Genomic DNA, 25,277 nt, shown 5'->3' with positions numbered 1-25,277 from the left:
GGGCGGGGTCGTGATCGAGCGCAGCCGGGACTCGGCGATGGATCGTTCTGCCGTCGGATCGGGGGTTCGCACGCCGGTGAAGGTATGCCTGCGGGCGGCCGTCCCCGGAGGCAGAGCCGCGTTCTGTGGACAACGAGGGCTTATCCACAAGAAGGTGCCGGGGGTGGAGCGGTGACCGTCAGGCCGAGCATGCCGGGCTCCACGTGGGCCCCGATCACCGCCCGCACCTCGACCACCCGCAGCTCCACCAGCGACGGCATCCGCTCGGACAGCCGCTCGGACAGCCGCTCGGCCGGCGCCTCCGCGCGTTCCGGGGCCCGCAGGTGCTGCACCGCCACCTCCACCGGCCCCTCCCCGGCCGCCTCCACCGCCAGGTCCTCCAGACGGGCTATGGCGCGCGAGGAGGTGCGGACCTTCTCGATCGGGGAGATGGGCATGTGCCGGGGTCAGTTACTGGACAGGGACGCCACCCCGCCACACCCGGCGCGGCTGGAGGCCGAAGGACCAGGCGAAGGCGCCCTCGTGGTCGGCGTCCCACTGCACGATGTCGGCAAGCCGGCCCGGGGCCAGCACGCCGCGGTCGGGGGCGCCGAGAACGGTGGCGCCGCCGAGGGTGGCCGCGCGGAGCGCGTCGTTGACGCTCATGCCGAACGCCGACACCGCCATGGCGATGACCAGGGCCATCGAGGTGATGCCGCAGTAGCCGGGGTTGTGGTCGCTGCCGAGCGCGATCTGCACGCCGTGCTTGATCATCTGGCGGACCGGCGGGAGGTGGCCGCGCTGCAGGGCGGTGGCGGGGCAGACGACGGCGGGCACGCCGTAGCGGGACATGATGGCGATGTCCTCGTCGGACATGTGGTGCAGCCCGTCGGCGGAGGCGCAGCCGAGCTCGGCGGCCAGCTGGACGGCGCCGCGGCGGCTGTACTGGCCGGCGTGGATGCGCGGCAGCAGGCCGACGTTGCGGCCGGAGGCGAGGACCCAGCGGGATTCCTCGGTGGTGAAGTGACCCTCGTCGCAGTAGACGTCGACGCTGTCGGCGCCCGCCGCGGCGGCGTCGGCGCACCAGGAGCCGACGGCCTCGACGTATTCGCGCTGCCGGCCGAAGTATTCGGGCGGGACCACGTGCGCCGCGAGGAAGGTGACGTGCACCCGTGGCATCATCGGCTCCTTCTCCAGCTCGCGCAGGAGCCGCACGTCGGCCAGCTCGCCGTCGCGGGTGAGGTGGTAGCCGGTCTTGGCCTCGACGGTGGTGGTGCCGCTGAGCAGCCAGTCGCGCAGGCGCTCGCGCACGCCGTTGCAGAGCGTCCAGGGGTCGGTGCCGCGGGTCACGGTGACGGTGGAGCCCACGCCGCCGCCCGCCGCGGTGATCGACGCGGACGTCGAGCCGCCGGTGCGGATGGCGAGCTCGGCGTAGCGGTTGCCGGCGTAGACGGGGTGGGTGTGCGCGTCGATGAGGCCGGGCGTGACAAGAGCGCCGCCCAGGTTCTCGACGTGGTCGACGTCGACGATGTCGTCGACGACGCCCGGCACCGTCTGCGGCAGGTCGGGCGCGCGACCGACCCACGCGATGCGGTCGTTGTGCACGAGGATGGCGGCGTTGCTCAGGACTTCGTTGCCGGTCCAGAGACGGCCGATATTGGTCAGCAGCCGAACGGTCACCGCATCACCGCCCCGCAAGAGCCTCTGCCCGTTTCCCGGCATGGTCCCAGCGTCCAGCGCACGGCCTGCGCCGCGCCCACTGAGTCCGCTCCGGGTCCGGACGACATGGGGGGTCTCCTGATCTAGTCCGCGTCAAGCTGTGCGGTGACCGTATCGCCGGAGACATGATCCGGCGATTTCAGTTCAGTTACGTTATTTCACAGGCTGGGCCGCTGTACAGGGTTATTCGGAAGAAAGACCACTGATCCCATCCGTCACCCAGCCCTGCCTCGTTCCCATGGCCCCCGTTGACGACTTCCACACCAGTAGTCATCATCCGAAACCCAGACCCGAACCCAAAATGCAGACCAACGTTAGGTCTGGCCCATGGTAGCAACCCCAGGGTGCGCGGACCACTGCCGCTTTTGGGCAGCTCTGCGCGCTTTCAAGCGAGAGCTGCCCAACCGCTCAGCGACATACCGGCGAGCGGCGGCGTACAGGTCGCCTAGGAGACGCGTTCGACCGGCTTGCCCACCCGCACCAGCTCCTGCGACAGGCTGGGCAGCACACGAGCGTGCAGGATCGTGCCGTCCTCGACGTGATCGACGGAGAGGACCTCGCCCTCCTTGTGGGCGCGCGAGATCAGGTCGCTCCTGTCGTAGGGCACCAGCAGGTTGACCTCGTGGTCGAGCCGCGGCAGCTCCTGGTCGATGAGCGACATGAGCTCGGGGATGCCCTTGCCCGTGCGGGCCGACACCACGACGCTTTCGCGCTCACGCCGGAGGATCCGGTCGATCACGCCCTGATCGGCCAGGTCGGCCTTGTTGATCACGACGATCTCGCGGATGGCGGAGGCGCCCTCGATGTCGGCGAACACCTCGCGCACGGCCGCCAGCTGGCCCTCGGGGTCGGGGTGGGATCCATCGACGACGTGCAGGATGAGGTCGGCGTCGGCCACCTCTTCCAGCGTCGAGCGGAACGCCTCGACGAGCTGGTGCGGCAGGTGCCGGACGAACCCGACCGTGTCGGCGATCGTGAACAGCCGGCCCTCGGGTGTGCGCGCCCGCCGGACCGTCGGGTCGAGCGTCGCGAACAGCGCGTCCTCCACCAGCACGCCCGCGCCGGTGACACGGTTGAGCAGCGAGGACTTGCCCGCGTTGGTGTAGCCGGCGATCGCCACGGCCGGGACCTCGCGCCGCTGGCGCTGGTAGCGCATGGTGTCGCGCGAGGTGGACATGCCCCTGATCTGGCGGCGCAGCTTGGCCATCCGCTCGCGGATGCGCCGGCGGTCGAGCTCGATCTTGGTCTCACCGGGGCCGCGGCCGCCGATGCCGACGCCGCCCGCGGCGCGCCCGCCGACCTGCCGGGACAGGTTGCCGCCCCAGCCGCGCAGGCGCGGCAGCAGGTATTGCAGCTGCGCCAGCTCGACCTGGGCCTTGCCCTCGCGGCTCTTGGCGTGCTGGGCGAAGATGTCGAGGATCAACGCGGTGCGGTCGATCACCTTGACCTTGACCGTCTCCTCGAGCTGGCGGAGCTGACCGGGGGTCAGCTCGCCGTCGCAGATCACGGTGTCGGCGGCGGTCGACTCGACCACGTCGCGCAGCTCGAGCGCCTTGCCCGAGCCGATGTAGGTCGCCGGGTCGGGCTTCTGACGGCGCTGGATCAGGCCGTCGAGCACCTCGGACCCGGCCGTCTCGGCGAGGAGCTTGAGCTCGAGAAGCGAGTTCTCGGCATCCTCGACGGTGCCGGAGGTCCAGACGCCGACCAGGACGACCCGCTCGAGCCGCAACTGCCGGTATTCGACCTCGGAGATATCCTGAAGTTCTGTGGACAGGCCCGCCACGCGGCGGAGCGCCTGACGCTCCTCGAGGTCCATGTCGCCGGTCTCGTACGCGTCGAGCGCGGAGTATTCGTGCATACGTGTCATCTCTATTAGGGAACGTCCGGACACCACGATGTCTTCCCACGATGGTGGCATGACATCCCTGGCGCAATCACCTGGTTATCCCGGCTCCACGCTGACATCACCCGAACCGGCCGATATCGAGATCTTGTTCGGCGATGAGCCGTCGTTGTCGACCTTGACGTTGACGTCGCCGGATCCCACCTCGGTGGCCACCGCGTACTTGCCCGCCGGCACGACGAGTTTCGTGTTGCCCGAGCCGGTCTCGAGCCGCGCCTCTTCCGGGGCGCTGCGGTATTTCAGCTCGATGTCGCCCGATCCCGCGTCGGCGTACAGCTTCTTGCCGCCGAGGCCGGCGGCGTCGACGTCGCCCGAGCCGAGCTTCACGTCGATCGTGCCCGTCAGGTCCCTGAGCGTGAAGTTGCCCGAGCCGGCCTCAAGGTCGACGGCCAGCCCCTTGGGGATCTCGATCTTGTAGTCGACGCGGCAGCTGCCGAAGTTCGACGGGCAGTCGTAGGTGACGAACAGCTCCTCCCCCTCGACCCTGTGCTCGGGGGTGGGCTTGCCGTCGCCCCGCCACCGGAGTGTCTCGGTGACGCGGATCGCGTTGCCGCCGGTCTCCGTGAGCACGGTGTCGCCCGCGCTGCTCTCGAGCCGCAGCTTGGTCACCTTGTCGGTCACCTGGTAGGAGGCGGTGTCCTGCTCGGTGGGACCCCCGATGCTCGCGAGCCCGCACCCGGTCAGCGCCAATGCGGAGGCCAGCAGCCCGCCCGCGATCGCCATCGTTCTCATGCCCCGCATACTTTCGCGGTGCGCGGCCCGCACACATCGGGGTTCTCCCGGAGATCCCCCGGGGGAACCCCGTCTTTGACCGGAGAAGGACCAGAAGGGTAGCTTCGGTTCCATAATTCAGAAGTCGTTTTCCACATCGCGGAACAGTGGGGAAGAGGTTCATGGAGATCACCGGCCCGATGCACGACCGGTACGACGAGATCCTCACGCCGGAGGCTCTCGCGTTCGTGGCGACCCTCCAGCGGGAGTTCGGCGCCAGGCGGGTGGAGCTGCTGGAGGCCCGCCAGACGCGGCAGGCCGAGCTGTCGGCCGGCGCCACGCTCGACTTCCTGCCCGAGACGAAGGAGATCAGGGAGGGTGACTGGCAGGTCGCCTCCCCGGCGCCCGGCCTGGAGGACCGCCGCGTCGAGATCACCGGCCCCGTGGACAAGAAGATGACCGTCAACGCGCTCAACTCCGGCGCCAGGGTCTGGCTGGCCGACTTCGAGGACGCCAACTCGCCGCTCTGGGAGAACTGCGTGAGCGGCCACGTCAACCTGCGCGACGCGCTCGACCGTACGATCGACTTCGAGTCCGGCGGCAAGACGTACGCGCTGCGCCCCGACGACGAGCTGGCCACCGTCGTGGTGCGGCCGCGCGGGTGGCACCTCGACGAGAAGCACGCCGAGGTCGACGGGCGTCCGGTCGCGGGGTCGCTGTTCGACTTCGGCCTCTACTTCTTCCACTGCGCCCAGCGGCAGCTCGACAAGGGCAAGGGCCCGTACTTCTACCTGCCCAAGATCGAGTCGCACCTGGAGGCGCGGCTCTGGAACGACGTGTTCACGCGGGCCCAGGAGCTGCTCGGCATCCCGTACGGCACGATCAGGGCCACCGTGCTCATCGAGACCTACCCGGCGGCGTTCGAGATGGAGGAGATCCTCTACGAGCTGCGCGACCACTCCGCGGGGCTCAACGCCGGCCGCTGGGACTACCTGTTCAGCGTGATCAAGAAGTTCCGCACCAGGGGCAGGGAGTTCCTGCTGCCCGAGCGGAACGCGGTGACGATGACCGCGCCTTTCATGCGCGCGTACACCGAGTTGCTGGTGCGCACGTGTCACAAGCGGGGCGCGCACGCGATCGGCGGGATGGCGGCGTTCATCCCCTCGCGGCGTGACCCCGAGGTGAACGCGGTGGCGCTGGAGAAGGTGCGGGCCGACAAGACGCGCGAGTCCGGCGACGGGTTCGACGGGTCGTGGGTGGCGCATCCCGACCTGGTGCCGGTCTGCCGCGAGGTGTTCGACGGCGTGCTGGGGTCGCGGCCCAACCAGCTCGACCGGCTGCGCGAGGACGTCAGCGTGTCCGCCGCCGACCTGCTGGCGGTCTCGGAGACGCCCGGCGAGATCACGGAGGCGGGACTGCGCAACAACGTGGACGTGGGGCTGCGCTACCTCGCCGCGTGGATGGGCGGTCAGGGCGCGGTGGCGATCCACAACCTCATGGAGGACGCCGCCACGGCCGAGATCTCGCGTTCGCAGATCTGGCAGTGGATCCACAACGACATCGAGCTCGCCGACACGGGCGCGCGGGTGACGAAGGACCTGGTCGAGCGGATCATCGCGGAGGAGCCGGCCGCGATCGCGCAGGAGCCGGGCTACGACGAGAGCCTCTACGCCCAGGCCACCGCGCTGTTCAAGGAGGTCGCGCTGGACGACGACTTCGCGGAGTTCCTGACGCTGCCCGCATATGCTCGAATGCCATAGGAAAGGCTAATAAAGGGGGATCGGTGATGGAAACGCTGATAGCGGCCCTGCGGTCGCTGCTGCCCCACGACTCGGTGATCACCGATCCCGTACGCCTGCGCACGTACGAGTGCGACGGCCTGACCTACCACCGGGCGACCCCGGGCGTGGTCGTGCTGCCCGCCACGGCCGAGCAGATCGCCCGCGTGGTACGCCTGTGCAACGACTTCGGCGTCCCCTTCGTGGCGAGGGGCTCGGGCACCGGGCTGTCGGGGGGCGCGCTCCCCCGCGAGGACGGCGTGCTCATCGTCACCTCGAAGATGCGCGCCATCCTGGAGATCGACCTCGCCAACCGCAGGGCGGTGGTGGAACCGGGCGTCACCAACCTGGCCATCACCGAGGCCGTGCGCGACCAGGGCTACTACTACGCCCCCGACCCCTCCAGCCAGCAGATCTGCTCGATCGGGGGCAACGTCGCGGAGAACTCCGGCGGCGCCCACTGCCTGAAGTACGGCTTCACCGTCAACCACGTCGAGGCCTGTGAGATCGTCACCCCCGACGGCGACCTGGTGACGCTCGACCGCGCGGACCCCGGCTACGACCTGCTGGGCGCGTTCGTGGGCTCGGAGGGCACGCTGGGCATCGCCACCAAGATCACGGTACGTCTCTGCCGCGCGCCCGAGTCGGTGACCACGGTGCTGGCCGCGTTCGAGAGCATCGAGCAGGGTGGCGAGGCGGTCTCGGCGATCATCGGGGCGGGCATCGTGCCGGCCGCCATCGAGATGATGGACGCACTGGCCATCGAGGCGGCCGAGGCGGCGGTGGCCTGCGACTATCCCGAGGGCGCGGGCGCCGTGCTCATCGTGGAGCTCGACGGGCCCGCTGACGAGGTGGAGCGGCAGTTCGCCCGGCTCAGGGAGATCTGCTCGGACGCGTTCGAGCTGCGGGTCGCGGCCGGTGCCGCCGAGCGGGCGGCGATCTGGAAGGGCCGCAAGTCGGCGTTCGCGGCCGTGGGGCGCATCAGCCCGGCCTACATCGTCCAGGACGGCGTGGTGCCGCGCACGTCGCTGCCCGGCGTGCTGGCCGCCATCGACCGGCTCTCGGCCGAGCACCGGATCAAGGTGGCCAACGTCTTCCACGCGGGCGACGGCAACCTGCATCCGCTGGTGTTGTTCGACGACGCGGAGACCGGCGCGGGCGAGCGGGCCGAGGTGGTCTCCGGCGCGATCCTCGACCTGTGCATCGAGCACGGCGGCTCGATCACGGGCGAGCACGGGGTCGGGGTCGACAAATCACGTTATATGCCGAGGATGTTCAGCGACGACGACCTGGACACCATGCAGCTCGTCCGGTGCGCGTTCGACCCGCGTGGCCTGTCCAACCCGGGCAAGGTGTTCCCCACGCCGCGGCTGTGCGGCGAGGTGCCGGGCGTGCGCAAGGGCGTGCACCCGCTGGTCGAGTCCGGGAAGGCGGAACAGTTCTGATGACCCTGGCGGCCGGCGGCGTGACGGTCAGGCGGGCCGGCGAGAGGGACGCCGTGAGCGGCGTGGTGCCGCGCTGGGTGGCGCTGCCCGAGACGGTGGAGGAGATCGCCGCGGTGCTGCGGGCCTGCGAGGAGCAGGACCTCGCGGTGGTGCCCGTGGGCGGCGGGACCAAGCTGCACTGGGGCCACCCGCCCGAGCGGTGCGACGTCCTGCTCGACATGTGCTGCATGAACGAGATCCTCGAACACGCGGCCGGCGACCTCGTGGTGCGGGCGCAGGCGGGCGTCACCATGGACGCCCTGGCCGCCGCGCTCGCGGGCAAAGGGCAGGAGCTGGCGCTCGACCCGCCGTTCGCCGAGCACACGACGGTCGGCGGCACGCTCGCCGCCGCGACCGCGGGCCCGCGCGCCTACCGCTACGGCACCGCCCGCGACCTGCTCATCGGGGTCACCGTGGTCCTGCCCGACGGCACGGTCGCCAGGTCGGGCGGCAAGGTGGTCAAGAACGTCGCCGGCTACGACCTCGGCAAGCTCTTCACCGGTTCGCGCGGCACGCTGGGCGTGATCGCCGAGGCGACCTTCCGCCTGCACCCGCTGCCCGCCCTGCGGCGCTGGGTTGTGGCGGCCACGGAGGTCGCCGACCTCGCCGGTGAGACCCTGCTGCGCCTGGCCACCTCCCAGGCCGAGCCCTCCGCCGTGGACATCGACTGTCCCGACGGCCGGCACGCGACGATCGCGGTGCTGGTGGAGGGGTCGGCCGCCGAGCAGCGCGCGCAGGCGCTGCTCGATGTGCTCGGCGACGGCACGATCACGGACGTGCGCCCTGACTGGTGGGGACGCATCCTCACGGACGAGGTGCTGGCAGAGCTGCGCTTCCCGCCCGCGCGCACGACCGAGGCGCTGGCGGCCTCAGACGAGGCCGGGTTCTCCTTCCGCGGCTCCGCGGCCACGGGACACGCCTACCTGGAGCACGGGGGCGAGGTCTCCGAGGCGGAGCTGACGGACGCCGTCGACCGGCTCAGAACGCGGATCGAGGCGCTGGGCGGGCGGGTGAGCGTCCCGGCCTCGCCGTACGACGGCGTCGACAGGTGGGGGCAGGTGAGCACGTTGCCGCTGATGCGGCGGGTGAAGGAACGATTCGATCCCGGGCGCAGGATGTCCCCCGGCCGGTTCGCAGGAAGGATCTGACGTGGATCCTGAGCTGATCAACGACTGTGTGCACTGCGGGTTCTGCCTGCCGACGTGCCCGACGTACGCGCTGTGGGGCGAGGAGATGGACTCGCCGCGCGGCCGTATCCACCTGATGAAGCAGCACGTCGAGGGCACGCCCATCACCCCCGAGATGGCCGGGCACTTCGACGCCTGCCTGGGCTGCATGGCGTGCGTCACGGCGTGCCCTTCCGGAGTCCAGTACGACCGGCTGATCGAGCAGACCAGGGTCGTAATCGAGCGGGAGCACGTGCGCGAGCCGGAGGACCGGGCCGTACGCGAGATCGTGTTCAGTCTCTTCCCCTACCCGCGCAGGCTGCGGCTGCTGCGGCCGACGATGTGGCTGGCCGGGCGGATGGCGCCGTTCCTGTCCCGGGTACACCCCGGCCTCGGCTCCATGGCGAGGCTGGCGCCGCGGGTCGAGCACCGCCAACGCATGCCGCGCGTCGTCAGAGCAAGGGGGGAGCGCAGGGCCGTCGTCGGCATGCTCACCGGATGCGTACAGGGAGAGTTCTTTCCCCAGGTCAACGCGGCCACCGCGCGGGTGCTCGCGCTGGAGGGCTGCGACGTGGTCATCCCGCGAGGACAGGGCTGCTGCGGCGCGCTCAGCGTGCACGCCGGGCGTGCCGAGCAGGCCAGGAGGCTCGCCCGGCGCACGGTCAGGACGTTCGAGAAGGCGGGCGTCGACACCGTCGTGGTGAACGCGGCGGGATGCGGCTCCTCCATGAAGGAATACGCCGAACTGCTCGGCCGCGAACCCCGGTTCAAGGTAGCCGACCTGTCCGAATATCTCGCCGAGCTGGGCCCCGTGGCCACGCGGCACCCGTTGCCGCTCACCGTCGCCTACCACGACGCCTGCCATCTGGCCCACGCCCAGGGCATCCGCGACCAGCCGCGCGAGCTGCTGCGCGGCATCCCCGGCCTGGAGTTGCGCGAGATCCCCGAGTCGGCCGTCTGCTGCGGGTCCGCGGGCACGTACAACATCCTGCAGCCGCAGGCCGCCCACGACCTCGGCGACAGGAAGGCCCGCGCGGTGGGCACGACCGGCGCCGGCCTGCTGGTCTCCGCCAACCCCGGCTGCACCATGCAGATCGCCTCCGCCATGCGCCGCGCCGGCGAGGAGATCAGGGTGGCGCACACGGCCGAGGTGCTGGACGCCTCGCTCCGCGGTGTGCGCCTGTGAGCGTCCAGTCGGTCGAGCGGGCGCTCGACGTGCTGGAGGCACTGGCCGAGCACGGGGGCGAGGCGGGCCTGTCGGAGATCGCCGCCAGGACGGGCCTGCCGTACGGGACCATCCACCGGCTGCTGCAGACGCTGCTCGCCCGCGGTTACGTACGCCAGGAGTCGGACCGCCGGTACGCGCTCGGCGGCGGGCTCGTACGCCTGGGCGGCATCGCGGAGAGCATGGTCGGCGTGTGGGCGCAGCCGTACCTCGCCAGGATGGTCGAGCTGTCCGGCGAGACCGCCAACCTGGCCGTGCTCGAAGGCGACTTCATCGTCTACGTGGCCCAGGCGCCCTCGCCGCGCAGGCTGCGCATGTTCGCCGAGGTGGGCAGGCGGGTGCTGCCGCACAGCACGGCGGTGGGCAAGGTGCTGCTGTCCGGGCGGCCCGCCTCCCAGGCGGTCGCCGTGTTCGAGAGGACCGGCATGCCGCGGCGCACCCCCAACACGATCACGGAGCTGACCGCGATGCTCGCCGAGCTCGAACAGGTCAGGTCGCGTGGTTACGCCATGGACCTGGGCGAGGAGGAGCTGGGCGTGCACTGCCTGGCCGTGCCCGTCTGGGACGGTGGCCGGGTGGTGGCCGCGATGTCGGTGTCGGGCCCCGCGGAACGCATCGACGGGCTGGACCGCGACGAGCTGGCGGAGGGACTGCGGAAGATCGCACTCGACTTCGGCAACGAGCTCCGTCCGACGGCCGACGGCAGTTGAGTAGTCAATTACTTTTCCGGGCCCTCTGACGTGCGGATACACCGGCGATCCCGCTCACCGCCCGCCAAGATCCCCGTGAGAAGCTCCGTGCGGCGAAGTATGCTGTTGCGGTATGAGCAACACCGCGACCGTGCAATCAGTAGATCGGGCCATTGCCATCCTGGAAATCCTCGCCCGTGAGGGTTCCACCCGAGTGACGGATCTCGCGACAGAGCTCGACGTGCACAAGTCCACGGCCTTCCGTTTACTCGCCGCTCTGGAGCAGGGCGGATTGGTGGAGCAGAGCAGCGACCGCGGGCGCTACCAGCTCGGCTTCGGCGTCGTACGCCTGGCCGGCGCGGCCACGGCCCAGCTCGACCTGTCGCGCGAAGGCAGAGACGTGTGCCTGCGCCTGGCCGAGGAGATCGGCGAGACCGTCAACATCGCGGTCCCGCAGGACGGCGACGCGGTCAACCTCACCCAGATCCGCGGCCCGGCCGCGATCAGCGGGCACAACTGGGTCGGGAAGAGCACCCCCGCCCACGCCAGCTCCAGCGGCAAGGTGCTGCTGGCCTTCGGCGCCCTGCGCATGCCCGGCCGGCTCGACCGCTACACCCCCCGCACGATCACCTCCAAGGACGATCTGGACCTCGACGCCATCAGGGAACGAGGCTGGGCCGAGGCCGTGGAGGAGCTCGAGGTCGGGCTGAACGCGGTCGCCGCGCCGATCAGGGGCAGCGACGGCACCGTCGTGGCCGCCGTCAGCGTCTCCGCGCCCTCCTACCGGCTGACGCCCGACCGGCTTCCCGAGGTGGGCGAGCTGCTGGTCGAGGGCGCGCGCGAGATAAGCCAACGCATGGGCTATTACCGTTAGGGCATGTGCAGAAGCATCAAGACCCTTCGTCCCCCGTACACCGAGAGTGTGACCGAGGAGGACGTGCGCGCGGCGGCGCTGCAGTACGTCAGGAAGATCTCCGGCTTCCGGGCACCCGCCGCGCACAACGCGCAGGCGTTCGACCGGGCCGTCGAGACCATCACCAGGGCGTCCGAGGAGCTGCTCGGGGCGTTGCAGGTGCGCGGGAGCCGGTGACCGGACGGGCTACGACGAGGTGCGGGCCACGGGCCGGCCGCCCGCGCAGGTGATCGTGAGCTCCACCTCGTCACCCTCCTCCTGCTCAAACTCCACCTTGGCCTCCCAGGCGGGCCCCGGCTCGACGCCGTCAGCCGCGTAGCCTTGGGCGGGGCTCCACGAGCGCAACGTCACCTGGTCGCCGTCGCAGGAGGCGATCACCGTGCCGCCCGCGCTGCGGATCAGCTTCTCCTGCCGGGTCCGGGCGGGCGAGCCGGTCGGCGTCGTGACCGCGCGCGACGTCGCCGTGGCCAGGGCCGCGCGCACCTCCGGCCCGGTGAGCACGTGGCTGGAGGCGCCGGTCAGGCCGTTGCCGAGCAGGCCGAGCACCGCCACGCCCGCGCCGGTGGCGGCGACGGCGGTGGCGGCCCAGGCCAGGACGAGTCTCTTCATCGCCTCCCAGCCTCTCCCATGTACGGCTAACGTCAGGTTAAGGCGCCCCTAAGGCGGCCCAAGGCATCGCCAGGGAGCGTCTACGTTCAAGTACATGGCTGACATCCTGCTCATCGAGGACGACGTGGCGATCCGCACGGCGCTCGGCCGCGGGCTGCGGGAGCTCGGCCACGCCGTCTCCTCCTCGCCGACGGCGCTGGACGGGCTGCGGCTGGCCGTGCACGACCGCCCCGATCTCATCGTTCTCGACCTGGGGCTGCCCGACCTCGACGGGGTGGAGCTGCTGCGCATGTTGCGGGCGGTCAGCCGGGTGCCGGTCATCGTGGCGACGGCCCGCGACGGCGACGCGGAGATGGTGCCGGTGCTGGACGCGGGCGCCGACGACTACGTGGTCAAGCCGTACAGCGCGGCGCAGCTCGACGCCCGGGTCAGGGCCGTGCTACGGCGGTCGGGCGGCGACTCGGGGCCGGAGCCCCTGGCCGTGGGGGCCCTTCGGGTGGATCCGCGGGCGCGTACGGCCACGCTGGACGGGGCGGCGCTCGACCTGACGCCGCGCGAGTTCGACGTCCTGCACTATCTGGCAGCCCGGCCGGGCGAGGTCGTCACCAAGCGGGAGTTGCTGACGGAGGTCTGGCAGCTTCCGTACGGCGGGGCCGACAAAACCGTGGACGTGCACCTGTCGTGGTTGCGCAGGAAACTCGGCGAGACGGCGTCCGAGCCGCGCTACCTGCACACCGTGCGCGGCGTCGGCGTGAAGCTGGTCGAGCCGTCATGAGGCGATGGCTGGCGCTGCTGGTCGCCGCGACCACGTCCCTCGTGCTGATCGCGCTGCTGGTGCCGATGGCACTGCTGATCCGAGCCGTGGCCGAGAACGGCGCCATGAGCAGGGCCACCGCGGCGGCCGAGTACGTTGCGGTGGCCGTGGGCACGCCCGACCTGACGCTGGCCGTGCAACAGGCGGGCCGGCCCGTGACCGTGTTCCTGCCGGGTGGCGGCACGGTGGGCGGGCAGGCGCCCCGCTCCGACGCCGTACTCCTGGCCGCCACCGGACGCAGCGTCACCGCCGCGGCCCCCGGCGGCAGGGAGGTGCTGACCTCGGCGCAGACGCCGGAGGGCACGGCCGTCATCAGGGTGCTCGTGCCGGACGCCGAGCTGACCAAGGGCGTGCGGGAGGCATGGCTGGCGCTGCTCGGGCTCGGGCTGGCCCTGGTCGTGCTGGGCATCGTCCTGGCCGATCGGCTGGCGCTCGCCGTGACCAGACCCGTGGACGGGCTCGCCAGGGTCTCGCACCGGCTGGCCGGCGGCGACCTGTCCGCCAGGGCGGAGCTGGGCGGTCCGCCCGAGGTGCGCTCGGTGGCGCTGGCGCTCAACCATCTGGCGGGGCGCATCGACGACCTGCTCGCGGCGGAACGGGAGTCGGTGGCGGACCTGTCGCACCGGCTGCGTACCCCTCTGACGGGCCTGCGGCTGGACGCCGAAGCGTTGCGCGACCCGGAGGAGAGGGCGCGCGTACAGAGCCGCGTGGACGCGCTCCAGCGTGCGGTGAGCACGGTCATCACGGACGCGCGCCGGCGCTCTGCCGGGCGCGGCACGTGCGACGCGGCGGCGGTGGTGCGGGAGCGGGTGCGGTTCTGGTCGGTGCTGGCCGAGGACCAGGGGCGGGAGGTATCGGTTTCGCTGCCCGACGCCGCGGTGCCGGTGGCGGTGGGCGCCGAGGAACTGTCCGCCTGCGTGGACGCTCTGCTGGGCAACGTCTTCGCGCACACCCCCGAGGGGGTGCCCATGGCGGTACGCCTGGCGCCGCACGACGCCGGGGTTCTGCTGGTGGTCGAGGACTCCGGCCCCGGCTTCGACGCGGCGCTGCTGGAGCGCGGCACCAGCGGGGGCGGCTCGACCGGGCTCGGCCTCGACATCGCCCGCCGCACCGCCGAGTCGTCGGGAGGTGGCCTGACCGTCTCCACGGGCCCGGAAGGCGGCACGCGGGTGGAGGTCGTCCTGGGCCCGGCCGGTACGTGAAAGCACGGCGGCGGCGATTGGGGCACAAGGCCCTGGAGCCGTAGCGTTAACCGTGGCTTAGCGCGGGATTAGCGGCGATCGCGGTTTCGTGGAGGCATGCGAATCACGAAGAAGTTCATCGTTGCGGGTGCCGGTGTCGTCACGCTGGTCGCGGGCGGAGGCGCGGCCGTCGCCGCCACCACCGTCGCCGCCCCCGCCCCCAAGGTCACGGCGGAGCAGGCCATCGAGATCGCGCACAAGCAGGTGGCGGGCGCCTGGGTCAGCGAGCTCGACCTCGACTCCAGGGACACCGGGGCGGACGTGTGGGAGATCGAGCTGACCAAGGGCGCGCAGCGGCACGAGCTGACCATCGACGCCGCCACGGGCAAGGTCGCCAAGAACGAGACGGAGCAGCAGTCGGACAAGGACGACGACGACAGGGACGACAGGGACGACAGGGACGACAGGGACGACGACTGATCCGGAGCTTCCAGGAACGCCGGGCCACCGCGGCCCGGCGTTTCATGGTTGTGGGCGAAGCCCCGCTATGAGGAGACCGACCATCCGCCGTGCGTCGTAGCGGGGGTCGTTGTCGGCGCCGATGCAGAGGTTGCCGACGCCGCGCATGAGTTCGAGGGCGTTGAGGTCGGAGCGGATCTGACCGACGGCGGCCGCCGCGTCGAGCAACCGGGTGCAGACGGGCACGAGGCGGTCGAGGAAGTACGCGTGCAGCGTGTCGAAGCCGGCGTTGTCGGACTGCAGCACGGAGGCGAGCCCGTGCTTGGTGACCAGGAAGTCGACGAAGAGGTCGATCCACCGCTTGAGCGCGTCGTAGGGGTCGGCGGCGCTCTCCAGCAGGGCTGGGCCGGCCTCGGCGCAGGCTTCGACCTGGTGCCGGTAGACGGCGATGATGAGGTCGGACCGGGTCGGGAAGTGGCGGTAGATCGTGGCCACCCCGACTCCCGCCCTGGCGGCGATGTCGCGCACCGGCGCTTCGACGCCCGAGGTCACGAAGACGGCCGCGGCGGCGTCGAGGAGCGTCCTCTCGTTGCGCCGGGCGTCGGCCCGCTTACGGGTGGCGGCGCGCTTCGCGCCTCCGTCGTTCACCGCGCCATGTCCTTCCCTTGCCATACTTGCAAAACGGAACAACGCTCCCTATCGTAGCTGGAACCAGATTCCGTTTACTCCATGATGCCAGAGTGCCGGCCGAAGGGCCAAGCCACCCCTCGCGACCACGCCTGCCTCGCGATACAGCGGAGGGCCGGGCGGCACTCACGGACCGCGCCGGCGTACGGGCCCACCGCGACGAGCGGCCAGCCGTACACCGGAGAGGTGTTCCGCTTGCTCCTCGAAAGGACCAGCGCCCCATGCTCCACACCACCAGACCCCGCTTCGGTCTCATGACCGCTCCGGCCCAGGTCGGCTACCCCGACATCCTCCGGGTCTGGCGCGAGGCGGACGAGATCCCCGAGATCGAACACGCATGGTTGTTCGACCACCTCCTGCCCATCTTCGGCGACCCCGGCGGCACGATCTACGAGGGCTGGACGCTGCTCTCCGCCCTCGCCGCGCAGACCCGGCGGCTGCGGCTCGGCGTGATGGTGACCAGCAACCGCATCCGCCCACCGGCCCTACTGGCCAAGATCGCGACGACCGTCGACGTCATCTCCGGCGGACGGCTCGACTTCGGCATCGGCGTCGGCTCACGACCCGGCTGGCCGCTGGCCCACCGCGAGTACGAAGCCCACGGCCTGCCCTTCCACGACACCGCCCACGCCGTGGGCAGCCTCGCGGAGGCGTGCACGGTGATCCGGCGGGTGTGGACGGAGAAGGAACCGTTCGACTTCCACGGCACGTACGTCCAGGTCACCGGAGCGTACGGCAACCCCAAACCCGTCCAGCGACCCCACCCGCCCGTTCTCATCGGCGGGCGCGCCTCGGCGACGCTGCGCGTGGTAGCCCAGCACGCCGACCTGTGGAACATCCCCGGCGGCGACATCACGGACGTCGTCAGCCGCAGCGAACTGCTCGACCGCTACTGCGGCGAGATCGGCCGCGACCCCGCCTCGATCACCCGCTCGATCCACCTGCCCGTCTCCTACGACCAGCCCGACCTCACCCACGACTCGATCGCCGAAGCCATCGACGCCGGCTTCACGCACATCGTCCTCGGGCTGACGGCGCCCTATCCCGCCGGCGTCGCACGGTGGGTCGCCGACGAGCTCATCGCCAAGAACCGCTAGAACCGCCGGCCTCGGGGTGACGCACCGGATGGCCGCCGTCGGCATCGACGTGGACGCCTGGAGCGAGGAAGTGTGCGCGCGACCCGCCTCCCCCGAGGAGGCCAAGCGGCTCGGCATCGGCGCGGGCTCGACCGTGATGGTCATCGAGCGCGGCTACTGCGCGGGCGGGCAGGTGGTGGAGATGGGCGACATCGTCGTGCCCGCGGAGTCGACGAAGCTGGTCTTCCACGGCCCGGTCACCCAGCCTGCACCGCACCCCACCGCTCGACACAAGGAATGATGACAGCATGTGACCGTGCACCCACCCCGAGCGAGATCCTTCAACACCGCGGGTCCGTGCGACCCTCGGCAGCACTACATGCTGCCGCCCACGCCTCGGCTGCCCGAGGCGCGAGCGCTGATCGACCTGGACCGCTACTTCGTGGTCCACGCACCCCGGCAGACCGGCAAGGCCACCGCGCTGCGCACTCTCGCGTCCGAATTGACGGCCGAAGGCGAGATCGCGGCTCTGGTGTTCTCCTGCGAGCGGGCTCATCCGGGGGCCCGGGGGCCTGGCCCAGCTCGACCGCTGCCTCGACCGCCTCACCCTGACCACCGGCGTCCTGGTCATCTTCGACCGCCTCCCCGAGGCTCCGCCGTGGAAGGAACGCGGCGGTTTCGAGCAGGCGACCACCCCGTCCGGCCGCCAGGCCACCGTTCTCCCGGCATAGTACGGCCGGGTCAGCGGGTCATGTTCATCACGATCGGACGGTGGTCGGACGCCGTGGTGGACAGGACGGAGCCGCTCGTCGTGGTCGATGCCCGGCTTGCGGTGGAGCTCCTGAAGGGTGACGATGTTGGCGCCGCCCGACTGCGCGCACAGGGTCAACAGCCGTCGAGAATGGTCTCCATCGCCTGCTTCTCCGCCTTGGTCACCCACACGTCGTATTTGGCCTTCACGTCGATCTGCCGGCTGATGTAGGCGCACCGGTACGCCTTGCGCGGCGGCAGCCAGGTGGCGGCGTCGGAGTCGCTCTTCTGCCCGTTCAGCGGCCCGTCGACGGCCAGCAGGTTGAGCGGGTCGTTGGCGAACTCCTTGCGCGTGGTCTTCGACCACTGCTGCGCGCCCTTCTGCCAGGCGTCCGACAGCGGCACGAGGTGGTCGATCTGGACCTCCGAGCTGGTGTCCTGGCCGCGCTTGAACTCGATGGTCTTGCCGCTGAACGGGTCCTTGAGCGTGCCGGTCAGGACGACGCAGTCGTGGGTGCCCGGCTTGAACGTCTCGCCTTCGAGGTCGCGCTTGAGGATGTCGTTACGCGTGTCGCAGCCGTTGCGGTCGACGTCCGACCAGGCGGGGCCGAACTCGTCGCGGTCGAAGCCGGTCTTGGGGGCGCGGCCCTTGACGTCGAGCCCGTCGAGTTTCGCGCGAGCCTCCGACACCGAGACGGTGTCCGGCTTCTCCACGTGCTGACCTGCCGACTGCACGGTCAGCCCGCCACATCCGGCGAGCATCCCCGACATGACCAGACCGGCCACGAATCCCCGAACCCGCACCACACACCCCCGGACCCTGTTTTCGTAAAGTCTAGGGATAGAAATGCCCATCAATGGCTCTTACGAAGCCTCCAGGGCATCGATCAGCCACTCTGCCAGGTATTTAGCGAAAGATGATCTCACGTAGATCCGGTACGTTTCGGGTGGAAGCCGCTCAAGTATCACCGAGGTCCTGGCCAGCAGGGTCTGGGCGTGTCCCGGGAAGACCGACGGGTCCAGGTCGATCGGGCAGCCGGTGATGAGCACGTCATAGGCGGCGGGCCCGGCGAGCTCCAGGACCGTACGCTGCCCCGACACGTCCACCCAGCCGGGACGTGGCGGGACGTCCCCGGACACCAGCCACCAGTCAGGGCCCAGCCGCAGGCCTGTGCCCGGATCCGTGCCGCGCACCTCCCACATCGAAACGAACGGCACCTCGCGCAGGCGCACCCGCGGGGTGCTCACCGCCTCGAAACGGTCGGCGAACGCGGCGGCCGGGCTCTCCGCCCGGCAGTCCCCCCTGTACGCCACCCGCGCCTCCGGCAGGGGGTCGCCGTCGCGGCGGGTGTTGTCCGGGTCGTAGAAGACGGGCTCCACGACGGTCACCGGCTGCCTCATGTCCCCGGACACCGCCGTGAGCCGGTCGCCAGGGGTCACGTTCCTCGCCAGGGCCAGGCTGAACGTGCGGTCGAGCGCGGCGCTGTGGTAGCTGGAGGTGACGTGGCCGAGCATCGGCGCGACGCCTGCCGCGGTCAGCTGGGCACCCTCCTCGACGAGCGCCTCCGGATCGTCGGCGAGCAGGCCGACCAGGCGCTTGCGGTCGGGGCGCGCGGTGTCGGGCCGGGAGTGGGAGCGCCTGCCGACGAAGTCCGGCTTGCGCTTGGAGACGATCCAGCCCATGCCGAGGTCCTGCGGGGTCACCGTCCCGTCCGTCTCCTGGCCGACGATCGCGAATCCCTTCTCCGCCCGCAGCACGTGCATGGTCTCGGTCCCGTACGGCACCACGCCCAGTTCGAGCACCGCCTCCCACAGCGCCCTGCCGTACCGCCACGGCACGTTGACCTCGTAGGCCAGCTCCCCGGAGAAGCTGATCCTGAAGACCCGGCCCGCCACGCCCAGCACCGGCACGCTCGCGTACCGCATGAAGGCCAGCTCCACCGCCTCCGGCGCGACCACCGCGATGACCTCGCGGGCGCGGGGTCCCACGACGGCGACCGTCGCCCAGTGGTCGGTGACCGAGACCAACGACACGTCCAGGTCGGGCCACTCCGTCTGCCGCCACTCCTCCAGCCAGTCGAGCACCGGGGCGGCGTTGCCCGTGGTCGTGGTCGTCAGGTAGTGGTCGTCGGCGAGCCGGGTCGTGGTGCCGTCGTCGAAGACCATCCCGTCGGCCCCGCACATCACGCCGTAGCGGCAGGCGCCGACGGCCAGCGTGGAGTACATGTTCGTGTAGACGCGGTCGAGGAACTCACCGGCGTCCGCGCCCCTGATGTCGATCTTGCCCAAGGTGGAGGCGTCCATGGCGGCGACGGCGGTGCGGGCCGCGTGGCACTCGCGCCGCACGGCGGCCTCCATGTCCTCGCCGTCCCGGGGGAAGTAGCGCGGGCGTTTCCACTGGCCGACGTCCTCGAACACGGCTCCGAGCGCCACGTGCGCGTCGTGCAGTGCGGTCGTCCTGACGGGGTCGGACAGCGCGCCGCGGTCGCGTCCCGCGAGGGTGGCGAAGGACACGGGCGTGTACGGCGGCCGGAACGTGGTCGTACCGACCTGGCCGGGCGCGGCGCCGAGCAACGCGGACATGACGCCCACCACGACCGCGCCCGAGGTCTTGCCCTGGTCGGCGCCGGTGCCGGCGGTGGTGTAGCGCTTGACGTGCTCCACCGAACGCATCCCGGTGGCCGTGGCCATGGCCAGGTCGGCCACGGCCACGTCCCGGTGCAGGTCCGCGAAGGCCGGCTCGCTGCCCGGGGCCCTCTCGACGAGCCACAGGGCGGCCGGTCGCCGCGAAATCCGCTCGTCGCACTCCGGCACGCGCAGATCCGGCACGGTTCGGCCGGCGGCCTCGGCTCCCGCGGCGTAGCCGTCGGCGATGGCCTCGCGCGTGGCGTACAGGCCTCTGCACGCCCCGGCCGACCGCTCCGCCTGCGCCGACGTGCCGGGCACGAAGGCAGCGAGCTCCTCGTCGAACCTGGTGCGGCCCCCCGACTGGCTGAACAGGTGCACGGCAGGGTTCCAGCCGCCGGCCACGGCCAGCAGGTCGGCGTCGAAGTGCCGGACACCCACCTGGACGCCGGTGAGCACGCCCTCCTCGTCGGCGGTCGTCCCGGTCACGACCTGCCCGGCCAGGACCTCCACGTCCGCGGGCAGGCCGGAAGGGCGCGGGTCGACGACGGCGAGCACGTCCACCCCGGCCGCGACGAGGTCCCGCGCCGCCTCGTAGCCGGAGTCGGCGCAGGCGAACACCACCGCCCGCCGTCCGGCCCGCACGCCGTAACGGTTGGCGTAGGCGCGGGCGGAGGCGGCCAGCATCACGCCGGGCCGGTCGTTGCCGGGGAAGGCGAGCGAGCGCTCGTGCGCGCCCGTGGCCAGCACCACGCGACGCGCCCTGATGTGCCACAACCGCTCGCCGCGGGCCCGACGCTCGACGGCGACCACGTAGTTGTGGTCGTAGTAGCCGACGGCCGTCGTCCTGGTGAGCACTCTGGCGGGCAGGTCGAGTCCGGCAACCCAGTCGAGCGCGGGGGCGCCGTCCAGAAGCAGACGGCTGTTCAGCAGGTCGCCGCCGAGCCGCGGCTGGTCGTCCACGAGGATCACCCGCGCTCCCGACCGCCCGGCCGCGAGGGTCGCGGCCAGCCCGGCCGGTCCGCCGCCGACCACCAGCACGTCACAGTGCAGGTACCCCTTGTCGCAACGACGCTCGTCCACCGCGTCGAGGTCCACCCGGCCCTTGCCGCGCAGGCTGTGCGCCTCCAGCCCGTCGTGAAGCTCCACGGTGGTGGCCGCGAGCATCGGGTCGGCACCCACGCGGACCAGCGCGTTCGGCTCCTCGGGGCCCGCGGTGAAGATCCCGCGCGGACGGCCGAGGTCCACGCTGCGGCCGACCACCCGCACCCCGTTGCGCAGCAGCGCGGCGGCCAGCGTGTCACCCGGCTCGCCCGTCATCGGGCGGCCGTCGAACGTGAACCTCATCATGGCTTCCTGATCTCGTGGGTCACCGTGTGGCGTTCGACCGTGAACCAGGTCCGGCAGCCGTGCACGTGAAACCAGCGCTCGTGGAACCAGCCCTTGGGGTTGTCGCGCATGAACACGTACGCGGCCCACTGTTCGTCCGTCACGTCGCCGGTGGGGCAGGCGATGCCGGCCTGGCCGCCGTAGTGGAACTCGTTCTCGTCGCGGGGCCCGCAGTGCGGGCAGTCGATCAGCAACATCAGTGCGCCACCGCCGCCGCGCCGTGCTCGTCGATGAGCGCCCCCGTCGTGAACCTGTCGAGCGCGTACGGCTGCGCCAGCGGATGCGGCCGGTCGTGGGCCAGAGTGTCGGCGTAGACCCAGCCCGCGCCCGGAGTCGCCTTGAATCCGCCGGTGCCCCAGCCCGCGTTGACGTAGAGGCCGTCCACGGGGGTCGGCCCGATGATGGGCGAGGCGTCAGGAGAGACGTCGACGATCCCGGCCCACGTGCGCAGCACGCGCACCCTGCTGAAGACCGGGAACAACTCCAGCGCCGCCGCCATCTGCGCCTCGATGACGTGCACGCCGCCGCGTTGCCCATAGGAGTTGTACGCGTCGATGCCCGCCCCCATGACCAGCTCGCCCTTGTGCGCCTGGCTGACGTACACGTGGACGGCGTTCGACATGACCACGCAGTCGAGCACCGGCTCCAGCAGCTCCGACACCAGCGCCTGGAGCGGGTGCGACTGCAGCGGCAGGCGGATCCCGGCCCGCTCGGCGAGCACGGAGGTGTGCCCGGCCGCCGCCAGCGCGACCTTCCCCGCCGCGATGCGCCCGCGCGAGGTCTCGACGGCCGTGACCCGGTTGCCGGTGAGCTCGAAGCCGGTGACCTCGCAGCCCTGGATGAGGTCGACGCCGCACGCGTCCGCCTGGCGGGCCAGAGCCCAGGCCACGTGGTCGTGCTTGGCGATGCCGCCGCGCCGCTGCAGGGTGGCGCCCATGACGGGATAGCGGGCCCGGTCGGAGACGTTGATGATCGGGCAGAACTTCTTGACCTCGTCCGCGTCGAGCCACTCGGCGTCCACGCCGTTGAGCCGGTTGGCGTTGACCCGGCGCCGGCCCTCGCGCACGTCGCTCAGGTTGTGCGCCAGGTTGAGCACGCCCCGCTGGCTGAACTGCAGGTCGTAGTCCAGCTCGTCGCTCAGCCCCTCCCACAGCTTGAGCGAGTGCTCGTAGATCGCGGCGCTCTCGTCCCACAGATAGTTGGAGCGGATGATCGTGGTGTTGCGGGCCATGTTGCCGCCGGCCAGCCAGCCGCGTTCGAGCACCGCGACGTTGGTCAGGCCGTGGTTCTTCGCCAGGTAGTAGGCGGTGGCCAGGCCGTGGCCGCCGCCTCCGACGATGACGACGTCGTAGGCGGGTCTGGGCTCCGGGTTGCGCCACAGGAAGTCGGGGTGGGTCAACGTCTGATCTTCTCCATCCCGGGGTCGAACAGGGGCTCCTGCGCGACCTCCGCGGGGACGCGGCGGCCGAAGTAGGAAATTTCCACGTGTGTCCCGGGCTCGGCCAGCTCGGCGGGCATCCACGCGTACGCGATCGGCCGCTGGATGGTGTGCCCGTACGCCGCGCTCGTGACGTACCCGACCGTGCGGCCCGCATGCCGTACCGGCTCCTTGCCCATGACCACCTCGGCGCTGAGCAGCGGCACCAGCCTGCGCGTGACGTCGGTCGTCAGCGCGTCCCGGCCGACGAAGTCCTTGTCCGTCCTGACCGCGAAGGCCAGCCCCGCCTCGTACGGGTTGTGCTCCGTGGTCATGTCGACGCCCCAGAGCCGGTAGCCCTTCTCCAGCCGCAGGCTGTTGAAGGCGGCCCGCCCGCCGGCGGTCGTCACCCCGGGCGACCAGAGCGTGTCCCACAACTTCAGCCCCATGTCGGCGGTGGTGTAAAGTTCCCAGCCCAGCTCGCCCACGTAGGAGACGCGCATCGCGAGCACCGGCACGTGACCGACGTACCCGGACCGGCAGGTGAAGTAGCGGAAGCTCTCGTGCGACAGGTCCAGGTCGGTGAGCCCCTGCACCAGGTCCCTGGCCTGCGGGCCCCACACGCCCACGCAGCACGTGCCGGGCGTCAGGTCGCGCACCCGCACCCCGCCGGGCGCGTGCCGGGTCAGCCACTCCAGGTCGAGGTTGCCGTTCGCGCCGACCTGGAAGGTCTCCTCGTCCAGCCGCGCCACCGTGAGGTCGCTCCTGATGCCGCCCTTGACGTCGAGCAGCAGGGTGTACGTGACCGAGCCGGGCTTCTTGTCCACGTTGTTCGTGGTCATACGCTGCAGGAACGCCGCAGCCCCCGGCCCGCTGACCTCGATGCGCTTGAGCGGCGTCATGTCGTAGAGCGCCACCCGCTCCCTGGTCGCGTACGACTCCGCCGCGGCAATCGGTGACCAGTAGCGGCTCGCCCACTCGTCCCGTTGCGCAGCCCCCAGAACGCCGTCGTGCCCGTCCGTGCGGCGTACGAGGTCTTCCAGCAGTGGCGCGTTGGCCTCGAACCAGTGCGGCCGCTCCCACCCCGCCGCCTCCAGGAAGAACCCGCCCAGTTCCCGCTGACGCGGGTAGAACGGGCTGGTGCGCAGCGGCCGCGGCGACTCCATCGGCTGCAGCGGATGGATGACGTCGTAGACCTCGACGAAGTTCTGCTTGCCTCGCTCCTCGATGAACGCCGGCGACACCTGCGCCTTTTCGAACCTGCCCAGCTCGCACTCGTGCAGGTCGGCCGACGAGCGCTCCTCCACGAGCACCTCGGCCACCGCGCGCGCCACCCCGGCCGAGTGGGTCACCCAGACGGCCTCGGCCAGCCAGAACCCCTCAAGGTGCGGCGCCTCGCCGATCAGCGGGAACCCGTCGGGCGTGAAGGAGAAGACGCCGTTGATGCCCTCCTCGTACTTCGACTCGGCCAGCTCGGGCAGCAGTTCGACCGCGTCGCGCCAGGCGGGGTCGAAGTCCTCATCGGTGAACGCCTGCACCGACGGCATCGTGGTCGAACGGGGGCCGATCTCGTCCTGGGTGACCGGCATGGGCCTGTGGGCGTAGGAGCCGATGCCGATGCGGTCACCGTGCCGGCGGAAGTAGAGGTCGCGGTCCTGGTGGCGCAGGATGGGGCCCGGTGGCCGGGGTGCGAGGGGACCCGACTTGGCGTACTGGTGGGCCAGCGGCAGCAGCGGCACGGTCAGCCCGGCCATCGCGCCGATCGACGGCCCCCAGAACCCGGCCGCGCACACCACCACGTCGGCGGGGATCGTCCGGCGCCCGTCCGAGGTCACGACAGAGAGGCCGCTCACCCGGCCGCCCGCCTGCTCGACGCCCACCACCGTGTGGCCGGGCAGGAACCTCGCCCCGCGCTCCGTGGCCCGCTCCGCCTGTGCCTGCCCGCAGGCGACCGCCCCCGCGAGGCCGTCGCTCGGCACGTGCAGACCGCCGAGCACCTTGTCCTTGTCGAGCTGCGGCCACAGCTCCGCGCACCGCCCGGCGTCGACCAGTTCGCCCTCGACGCCCCACGACTCCGCCCAGCCGTGCTTGCGGTGCAGGTCGTCCCACCGTTCCTGGGTGGTGGCCACTTCCAGGCCGCCGACCTGGCGGAAACAGCTCTCCCCCAGCGCGGTGTACTTGCGCACGGTGTAGGAGGCGAACTCGGTCATCGTCTTCGACGGGTTCGTCTGGAAGACCAGGCCGGGGGCGTGGGAGCTGGAGCCGCCGGCGGCGAAGAGCGGCCCCTGGTCGAGCACCGTGACGTCGGACCACCCCCGCTCGGTGAGCTCGTCGGCGAGAGCACACCCCACGATCCCCGCCCCTACGATCACCAAACGGGGTCCACTCATGGCGCCTCCGGTTGTTCCTTAATACGCAACACACACCGCACTACGCAACGAACATAGGGCCATGCATACCCCCGGAACAAGAGTGGCTTTCCGGGACACCGCGAACTTTCCCCACCGAAAGCTGTGGTGAACCGCTGAACGCGGTCCACTGGGCGTCCCCCCACCGCCATCCGCCGCAGGTTGCCCAGACTGGAAGACCCCGGGCTGATCTCCCGCGCGCCGTGGCCCACCCCGCTGAGCCCGCGCACGGTGCGGCGCCCGGTGCAGTGTTGTGCGAGCGGCTGGGCGCGACCACGCGGGCTTCCTCGCCCGG

General features: G+C 71.2%; 23 protein-coding genes. 12 read left to right on the top strand and 11 right to left on the bottom strand.

Annotated features, from left to right (window positions below; all coding sequences use genetic code 11):
• Nucleotides 1–140: 140 nt before the first annotated feature.
• The 4 genes from E1267_RS14560 to E1267_RS14545 all read right to left on the bottom strand — a co-directional run bounded on the left by E1267_RS14560 (nucleotide 141) and on the right by E1267_RS14545 (nucleotide 4,333).
• A complete protein-coding gene (locus E1267_RS14560; RefSeq protein ID WP_132332977.1) occupies nucleotides 141–437 on the bottom strand; it encodes a DegV family protein in 297 nt (98 codons plus the stop codon).
• A 13-nt stretch (nucleotides 438–450) separates the two neighbouring features.
• A complete protein-coding gene (gene hutI / locus E1267_RS14555; RefSeq protein WP_132332976.1) occupies nucleotides 451–1,659 on the bottom strand; it encodes an imidazolonepropionase in 1,209 nt (402 codons plus the stop codon).
• A gap of 484 nt (nucleotides 1,660–2,143) precedes the next feature.
• Complete coding sequence (hflX, locus tag E1267_RS14550) at nucleotides 2,144–3,556, bottom strand: GTPase HflX (protein WP_132332985.1); 1,413 nt, start codon at nucleotides 3,554–3,556, stop codon at nucleotides 2,144–2,146.
• 84 nt (nucleotides 3,557–3,640) lie between these two features.
• Entirely contained in the window at nucleotides 3,641–4,333 is a 693-nt protein-coding gene (locus E1267_RS14545) for a DUF4097 family beta strand repeat-containing protein (protein WP_132332975.1), read from the bottom strand.
• Nucleotides 4,334–4,494: 161 nt separating this feature from the next.
• Between E1267_RS14545 and aceB the strand changes: the two genes are divergently transcribed.
• The 7 genes from aceB (at nucleotide 4,495) to E1267_RS14510 (ending at nucleotide 11,744) form a co-directional block, all read left to right on the top strand.
• The gene (gene aceB / locus E1267_RS14540; RefSeq protein ID WP_132332974.1) at nucleotides 4,495–6,072 is read left to right on the top strand and encodes a malate synthase A; all 1,578 of its coding nucleotides are present in this window, start codon (nucleotides 4,495–4,497) and stop codon (nucleotides 6,070–6,072) included.
• A gap of 26 nt (nucleotides 6,073–6,098) precedes the next feature.
• Nucleotides 6,099–7,535, top strand: coding sequence for an FAD-binding oxidoreductase (locus E1267_RS14535; RefSeq protein WP_132332984.1), 1,437 nt, complete (start codon nucleotides 6,099–6,101; stop codon nucleotides 7,533–7,535).
• The gene (locus E1267_RS14530) at nucleotides 7,535–8,722 is read left to right on the top strand and encodes an FAD-binding oxidoreductase (protein ID WP_132332973.1); all 1,188 of its coding nucleotides are present in this window, start codon (nucleotides 7,535–7,537) and stop codon (nucleotides 8,720–8,722) included. The genes E1267_RS14535 and E1267_RS14530 overlap by 1 nt, the downstream gene beginning before the upstream one ends.
• A 1-nt stretch (nucleotide 8,723) precedes the next feature.
• Nucleotides 8,724–9,926 carry a (Fe-S)-binding protein gene (locus tag E1267_RS14525; RefSeq protein ID WP_132332972.1) on the top strand — a complete coding sequence of 401 codons (1,203 nt, stop codon included), beginning with the start codon at nucleotides 8,724–8,726 and terminating at the stop codon, nucleotides 9,924–9,926.
• Entirely contained in the window at nucleotides 9,923–10,675 is a 753-nt protein-coding gene (locus tag E1267_RS14520; RefSeq protein ID WP_132332971.1) for an IclR family transcriptional regulator, read from the top strand. Before E1267_RS14525 ends, E1267_RS14520 begins: the two co-directional genes overlap by 4 nt.
• A 112-nt stretch (nucleotides 10,676–10,787) precedes the next feature.
• Nucleotides 10,788–11,528 (top strand): IclR family transcriptional regulator, encoded by a 741-nt coding sequence (locus tag E1267_RS14515; protein WP_181957801.1) that lies wholly within the window; start codon nucleotides 10,788–10,790, stop codon nucleotides 11,526–11,528.
• 3 nt (nucleotides 11,529–11,531) lie between these two features.
• Nucleotides 11,532–11,744, top strand: a complete 213-nt coding sequence (locus E1267_RS14510; protein WP_132332970.1) for a DUF2277 domain-containing protein — start codon at nucleotides 11,532–11,534, stop codon at nucleotides 11,742–11,744.
• A 9-nt stretch (nucleotides 11,745–11,753) separates the two neighbouring features.
• Here the strand turns inward: E1267_RS14510 and E1267_RS14505 are convergent, their stop codons facing one another.
• Entirely contained in the window at nucleotides 11,754–12,176 is a 423-nt protein-coding gene (locus E1267_RS14505; RefSeq protein WP_132332969.1) for a hypothetical protein, read from the bottom strand.
• A 94-nt stretch (nucleotides 12,177–12,270) separates the two neighbouring features.
• Here E1267_RS14505 and E1267_RS14500 point away from each other — a divergent pair, with 94 nt between their 5' ends.
• From E1267_RS14500 to E1267_RS14490, 3 genes are all read left to right on the top strand, one after another.
• Nucleotides 12,271–12,951 (top strand): response regulator transcription factor, encoded by a 681-nt coding sequence (locus tag E1267_RS14500; protein WP_132332968.1) that lies wholly within the window; start codon nucleotides 12,271–12,273, stop codon nucleotides 12,949–12,951.
• The gene (locus E1267_RS47220; RefSeq protein ID WP_132332967.1) at nucleotides 12,948–14,192 is read left to right on the top strand and encodes a sensor histidine kinase; all 1,245 of its coding nucleotides are present in this window, start codon (nucleotides 12,948–12,950) and stop codon (nucleotides 14,190–14,192) included. Before E1267_RS14500 ends, E1267_RS47220 begins: the two co-directional genes overlap by 4 nt.
• Before the next feature lie 96 nt (nucleotides 14,193–14,288).
• Nucleotides 14,289–14,651, top strand: coding sequence for a PepSY domain-containing protein (locus E1267_RS14490; RefSeq protein WP_132332966.1), 363 nt, complete (start codon nucleotides 14,289–14,291; stop codon nucleotides 14,649–14,651).
• A 42-nt stretch (nucleotides 14,652–14,693) separates the two neighbouring features.
• On the opposite strand, the gene E1267_RS14485 is transcribed toward E1267_RS14490, so the two are convergent.
• Nucleotides 14,694–15,302 (bottom strand): TetR/AcrR family transcriptional regulator, encoded by a 609-nt coding sequence (locus tag E1267_RS14485; protein ID WP_132332965.1) that lies wholly within the window; start codon nucleotides 15,300–15,302, stop codon nucleotides 14,694–14,696.
• 236 nt (nucleotides 15,303–15,538) lie between these two features.
• Between E1267_RS14485 and E1267_RS14480 the strand changes: the two genes are divergently transcribed.
• Both E1267_RS14480 and E1267_RS14475 read left to right on the top strand, forming a co-directional pair.
• Nucleotides 15,539–16,414: an LLM class flavin-dependent oxidoreductase gene (locus E1267_RS14480; protein WP_132332964.1), complete on the top strand. Its 876-nt coding sequence runs from the start codon at nucleotides 15,539–15,541 to the stop codon at nucleotides 16,412–16,414.
• Between the two features lie 28 nt (nucleotides 16,415–16,442).
• Nucleotides 16,443–16,694, top strand: a complete 252-nt coding sequence (locus E1267_RS14475; protein WP_132332963.1) for a UTRA domain-containing protein — start codon at nucleotides 16,443–16,445, stop codon at nucleotides 16,692–16,694.
• 584 nt (nucleotides 16,695–17,278) lie between these two features.
• On the opposite strand, the gene E1267_RS14470 is transcribed toward E1267_RS14475, so the two are convergent.
• Genes E1267_RS14470 through E1267_RS14450 form a run of 5 tightly spaced genes read right to left on the bottom strand, consistent with a single transcriptional unit; the run spans nucleotide 17,279 to nucleotide 24,964 of the window.
• Nucleotides 17,279–17,947 carry an HNH endonuclease family protein gene (locus E1267_RS14470; protein WP_246063865.1) on the bottom strand — a complete coding sequence of 223 codons (669 nt, stop codon included), beginning with the start codon at nucleotides 17,945–17,947 and terminating at the stop codon, nucleotides 17,279–17,281.
• 60 nt (nucleotides 17,948–18,007) lie between these two features.
• Nucleotides 18,008–21,118 carry a 2Fe-2S iron-sulfur cluster-binding protein gene (locus E1267_RS14465; RefSeq protein ID WP_342774820.1) on the bottom strand — a complete coding sequence of 1,037 codons (3,111 nt, stop codon included), beginning with the start codon at nucleotides 21,116–21,118 and terminating at the stop codon, nucleotides 18,008–18,010.
• The gene (locus E1267_RS14460; RefSeq protein ID WP_132332961.1) at nucleotides 21,115–21,354 is read right to left on the bottom strand and encodes a sarcosine oxidase subunit delta; all 240 of its coding nucleotides are present in this window, start codon (nucleotides 21,352–21,354) and stop codon (nucleotides 21,115–21,117) included. The genes E1267_RS14465 and E1267_RS14460 overlap by 4 nt, the downstream gene beginning before the upstream one ends.
• Entirely contained in the window at nucleotides 21,354–22,556 is a 1,203-nt protein-coding gene (locus E1267_RS14455) for a sarcosine oxidase subunit beta family protein (RefSeq protein ID WP_132332960.1), read from the bottom strand. Before E1267_RS14455 ends, E1267_RS14460 begins: the two co-directional genes overlap by 1 nt.
• Nucleotides 22,553–24,964, bottom strand: coding sequence for a GcvT family protein (locus tag E1267_RS14450; RefSeq protein WP_132332959.1), 2,412 nt, complete (start codon nucleotides 24,962–24,964; stop codon nucleotides 22,553–22,555). The genes E1267_RS14455 and E1267_RS14450 overlap by 4 nt, the downstream gene beginning before the upstream one ends.
• Nucleotides 24,965–25,277 lie beyond the last annotated feature (313 nt).

It is taken from the genome of Nonomuraea longispora, assembly GCF_004348345.1.
GTDB classification, from domain to species: domain Bacteria; phylum Actinomycetota; class Actinomycetes; order Streptosporangiales; family Streptosporangiaceae; genus Nonomuraea; species Nonomuraea longispora.
The sequence above is the reverse complement of the archived record's forward strand: the minus strand, read 5'-3'. Positions and strand labels throughout refer to the sequence as shown.

Excerpts from the sequence above, each read along its gene's own strand:
- E1267_RS14515 (WP_181957801.1), top strand. The coding sequence starts at position 10,788 with ATGAGCAACACCGCGACCGTGCAATCAGTAGATCGGGCCATTGCCATC.
- E1267_RS14545 (WP_132332975.1), bottom strand. The coding sequence starts at position 4,333 with ATGAGAACGATGGCGATCGCGGGCGGGCTGCTGGCCTCCGCATTGGCG.
- E1267_RS14465 (WP_342774820.1), bottom strand. The coding sequence starts at position 21,118 with ATGATGAGGTTCACGTTCGACGGCCGCCCGATGACGGGCGAGCCGGGT.
- E1267_RS14535 (WP_132332984.1), top strand. The coding sequence starts at position 6,099 with ATGGAAACGCTGATAGCGGCCCTGCGGTCGCTGCTGCCCCACGACTCG.
- aceB (WP_132332974.1), top strand. The coding sequence starts at position 4,495 with ATGGAGATCACCGGCCCGATGCACGACCGGTACGACGAGATCCTCACG.
- E1267_RS14530 (WP_132332973.1), top strand. The coding sequence starts at position 7,535 with ATGACCCTGGCGGCCGGCGGCGTGACGGTCAGGCGGGCCGGCGAGAGG.
- E1267_RS47220 (WP_132332967.1), top strand. The coding sequence starts at position 12,948 with ATGAGGCGATGGCTGGCGCTGCTGGTCGCCGCGACCACGTCCCTCGTG.
- E1267_RS14450 (WP_132332959.1), bottom strand. The coding sequence starts at position 24,964 with ATGAGTGGACCCCGTTTGGTGATCGTAGGGGCGGGGATCGTGGGGTGT.
- E1267_RS14475 (WP_132332963.1), top strand. The coding sequence starts at position 16,443 with ATGGCCGCCGTCGGCATCGACGTGGACGCCTGGAGCGAGGAAGTGTGC.
- E1267_RS14500 (WP_132332968.1), top strand. The coding sequence starts at position 12,271 with ATGGCTGACATCCTGCTCATCGAGGACGACGTGGCGATCCGCACGGCG.
- E1267_RS14460 (WP_132332961.1), bottom strand. The coding sequence starts at position 21,354 with ATGTTGCTGATCGACTGCCCGCACTGCGGGCCCCGCGACGAGAACGAG.
- hflX (WP_132332985.1), bottom strand. The coding sequence starts at position 3,556 with ATGCACGAATACTCCGCGCTCGACGCGTACGAGACCGGCGACATGGAC.
- E1267_RS14505 (WP_132332969.1), bottom strand. The coding sequence starts at position 12,176 with ATGAAGAGACTCGTCCTGGCCTGGGCCGCCACCGCCGTCGCCGCCACC.
- E1267_RS14560 (WP_132332977.1), bottom strand. The coding sequence starts at position 437 with ATGCCCATCTCCCCGATCGAGAAGGTCCGCACCTCCTCGCGCGCCATA.
- E1267_RS14480 (WP_132332964.1), top strand. The coding sequence starts at position 15,539 with ATGCTCCACACCACCAGACCCCGCTTCGGTCTCATGACCGCTCCGGCC.
- E1267_RS14510 (WP_132332970.1), top strand. The coding sequence starts at position 11,532 with ATGTGCAGAAGCATCAAGACCCTTCGTCCCCCGTACACCGAGAGTGTG.
- E1267_RS14490 (WP_132332966.1), top strand. The coding sequence starts at position 14,289 with ATGCGAATCACGAAGAAGTTCATCGTTGCGGGTGCCGGTGTCGTCACG.
- E1267_RS14485 (WP_132332965.1), bottom strand. The coding sequence starts at position 15,302 with ATGGCAAGGGAAGGACATGGCGCGGTGAACGACGGAGGCGCGAAGCGC.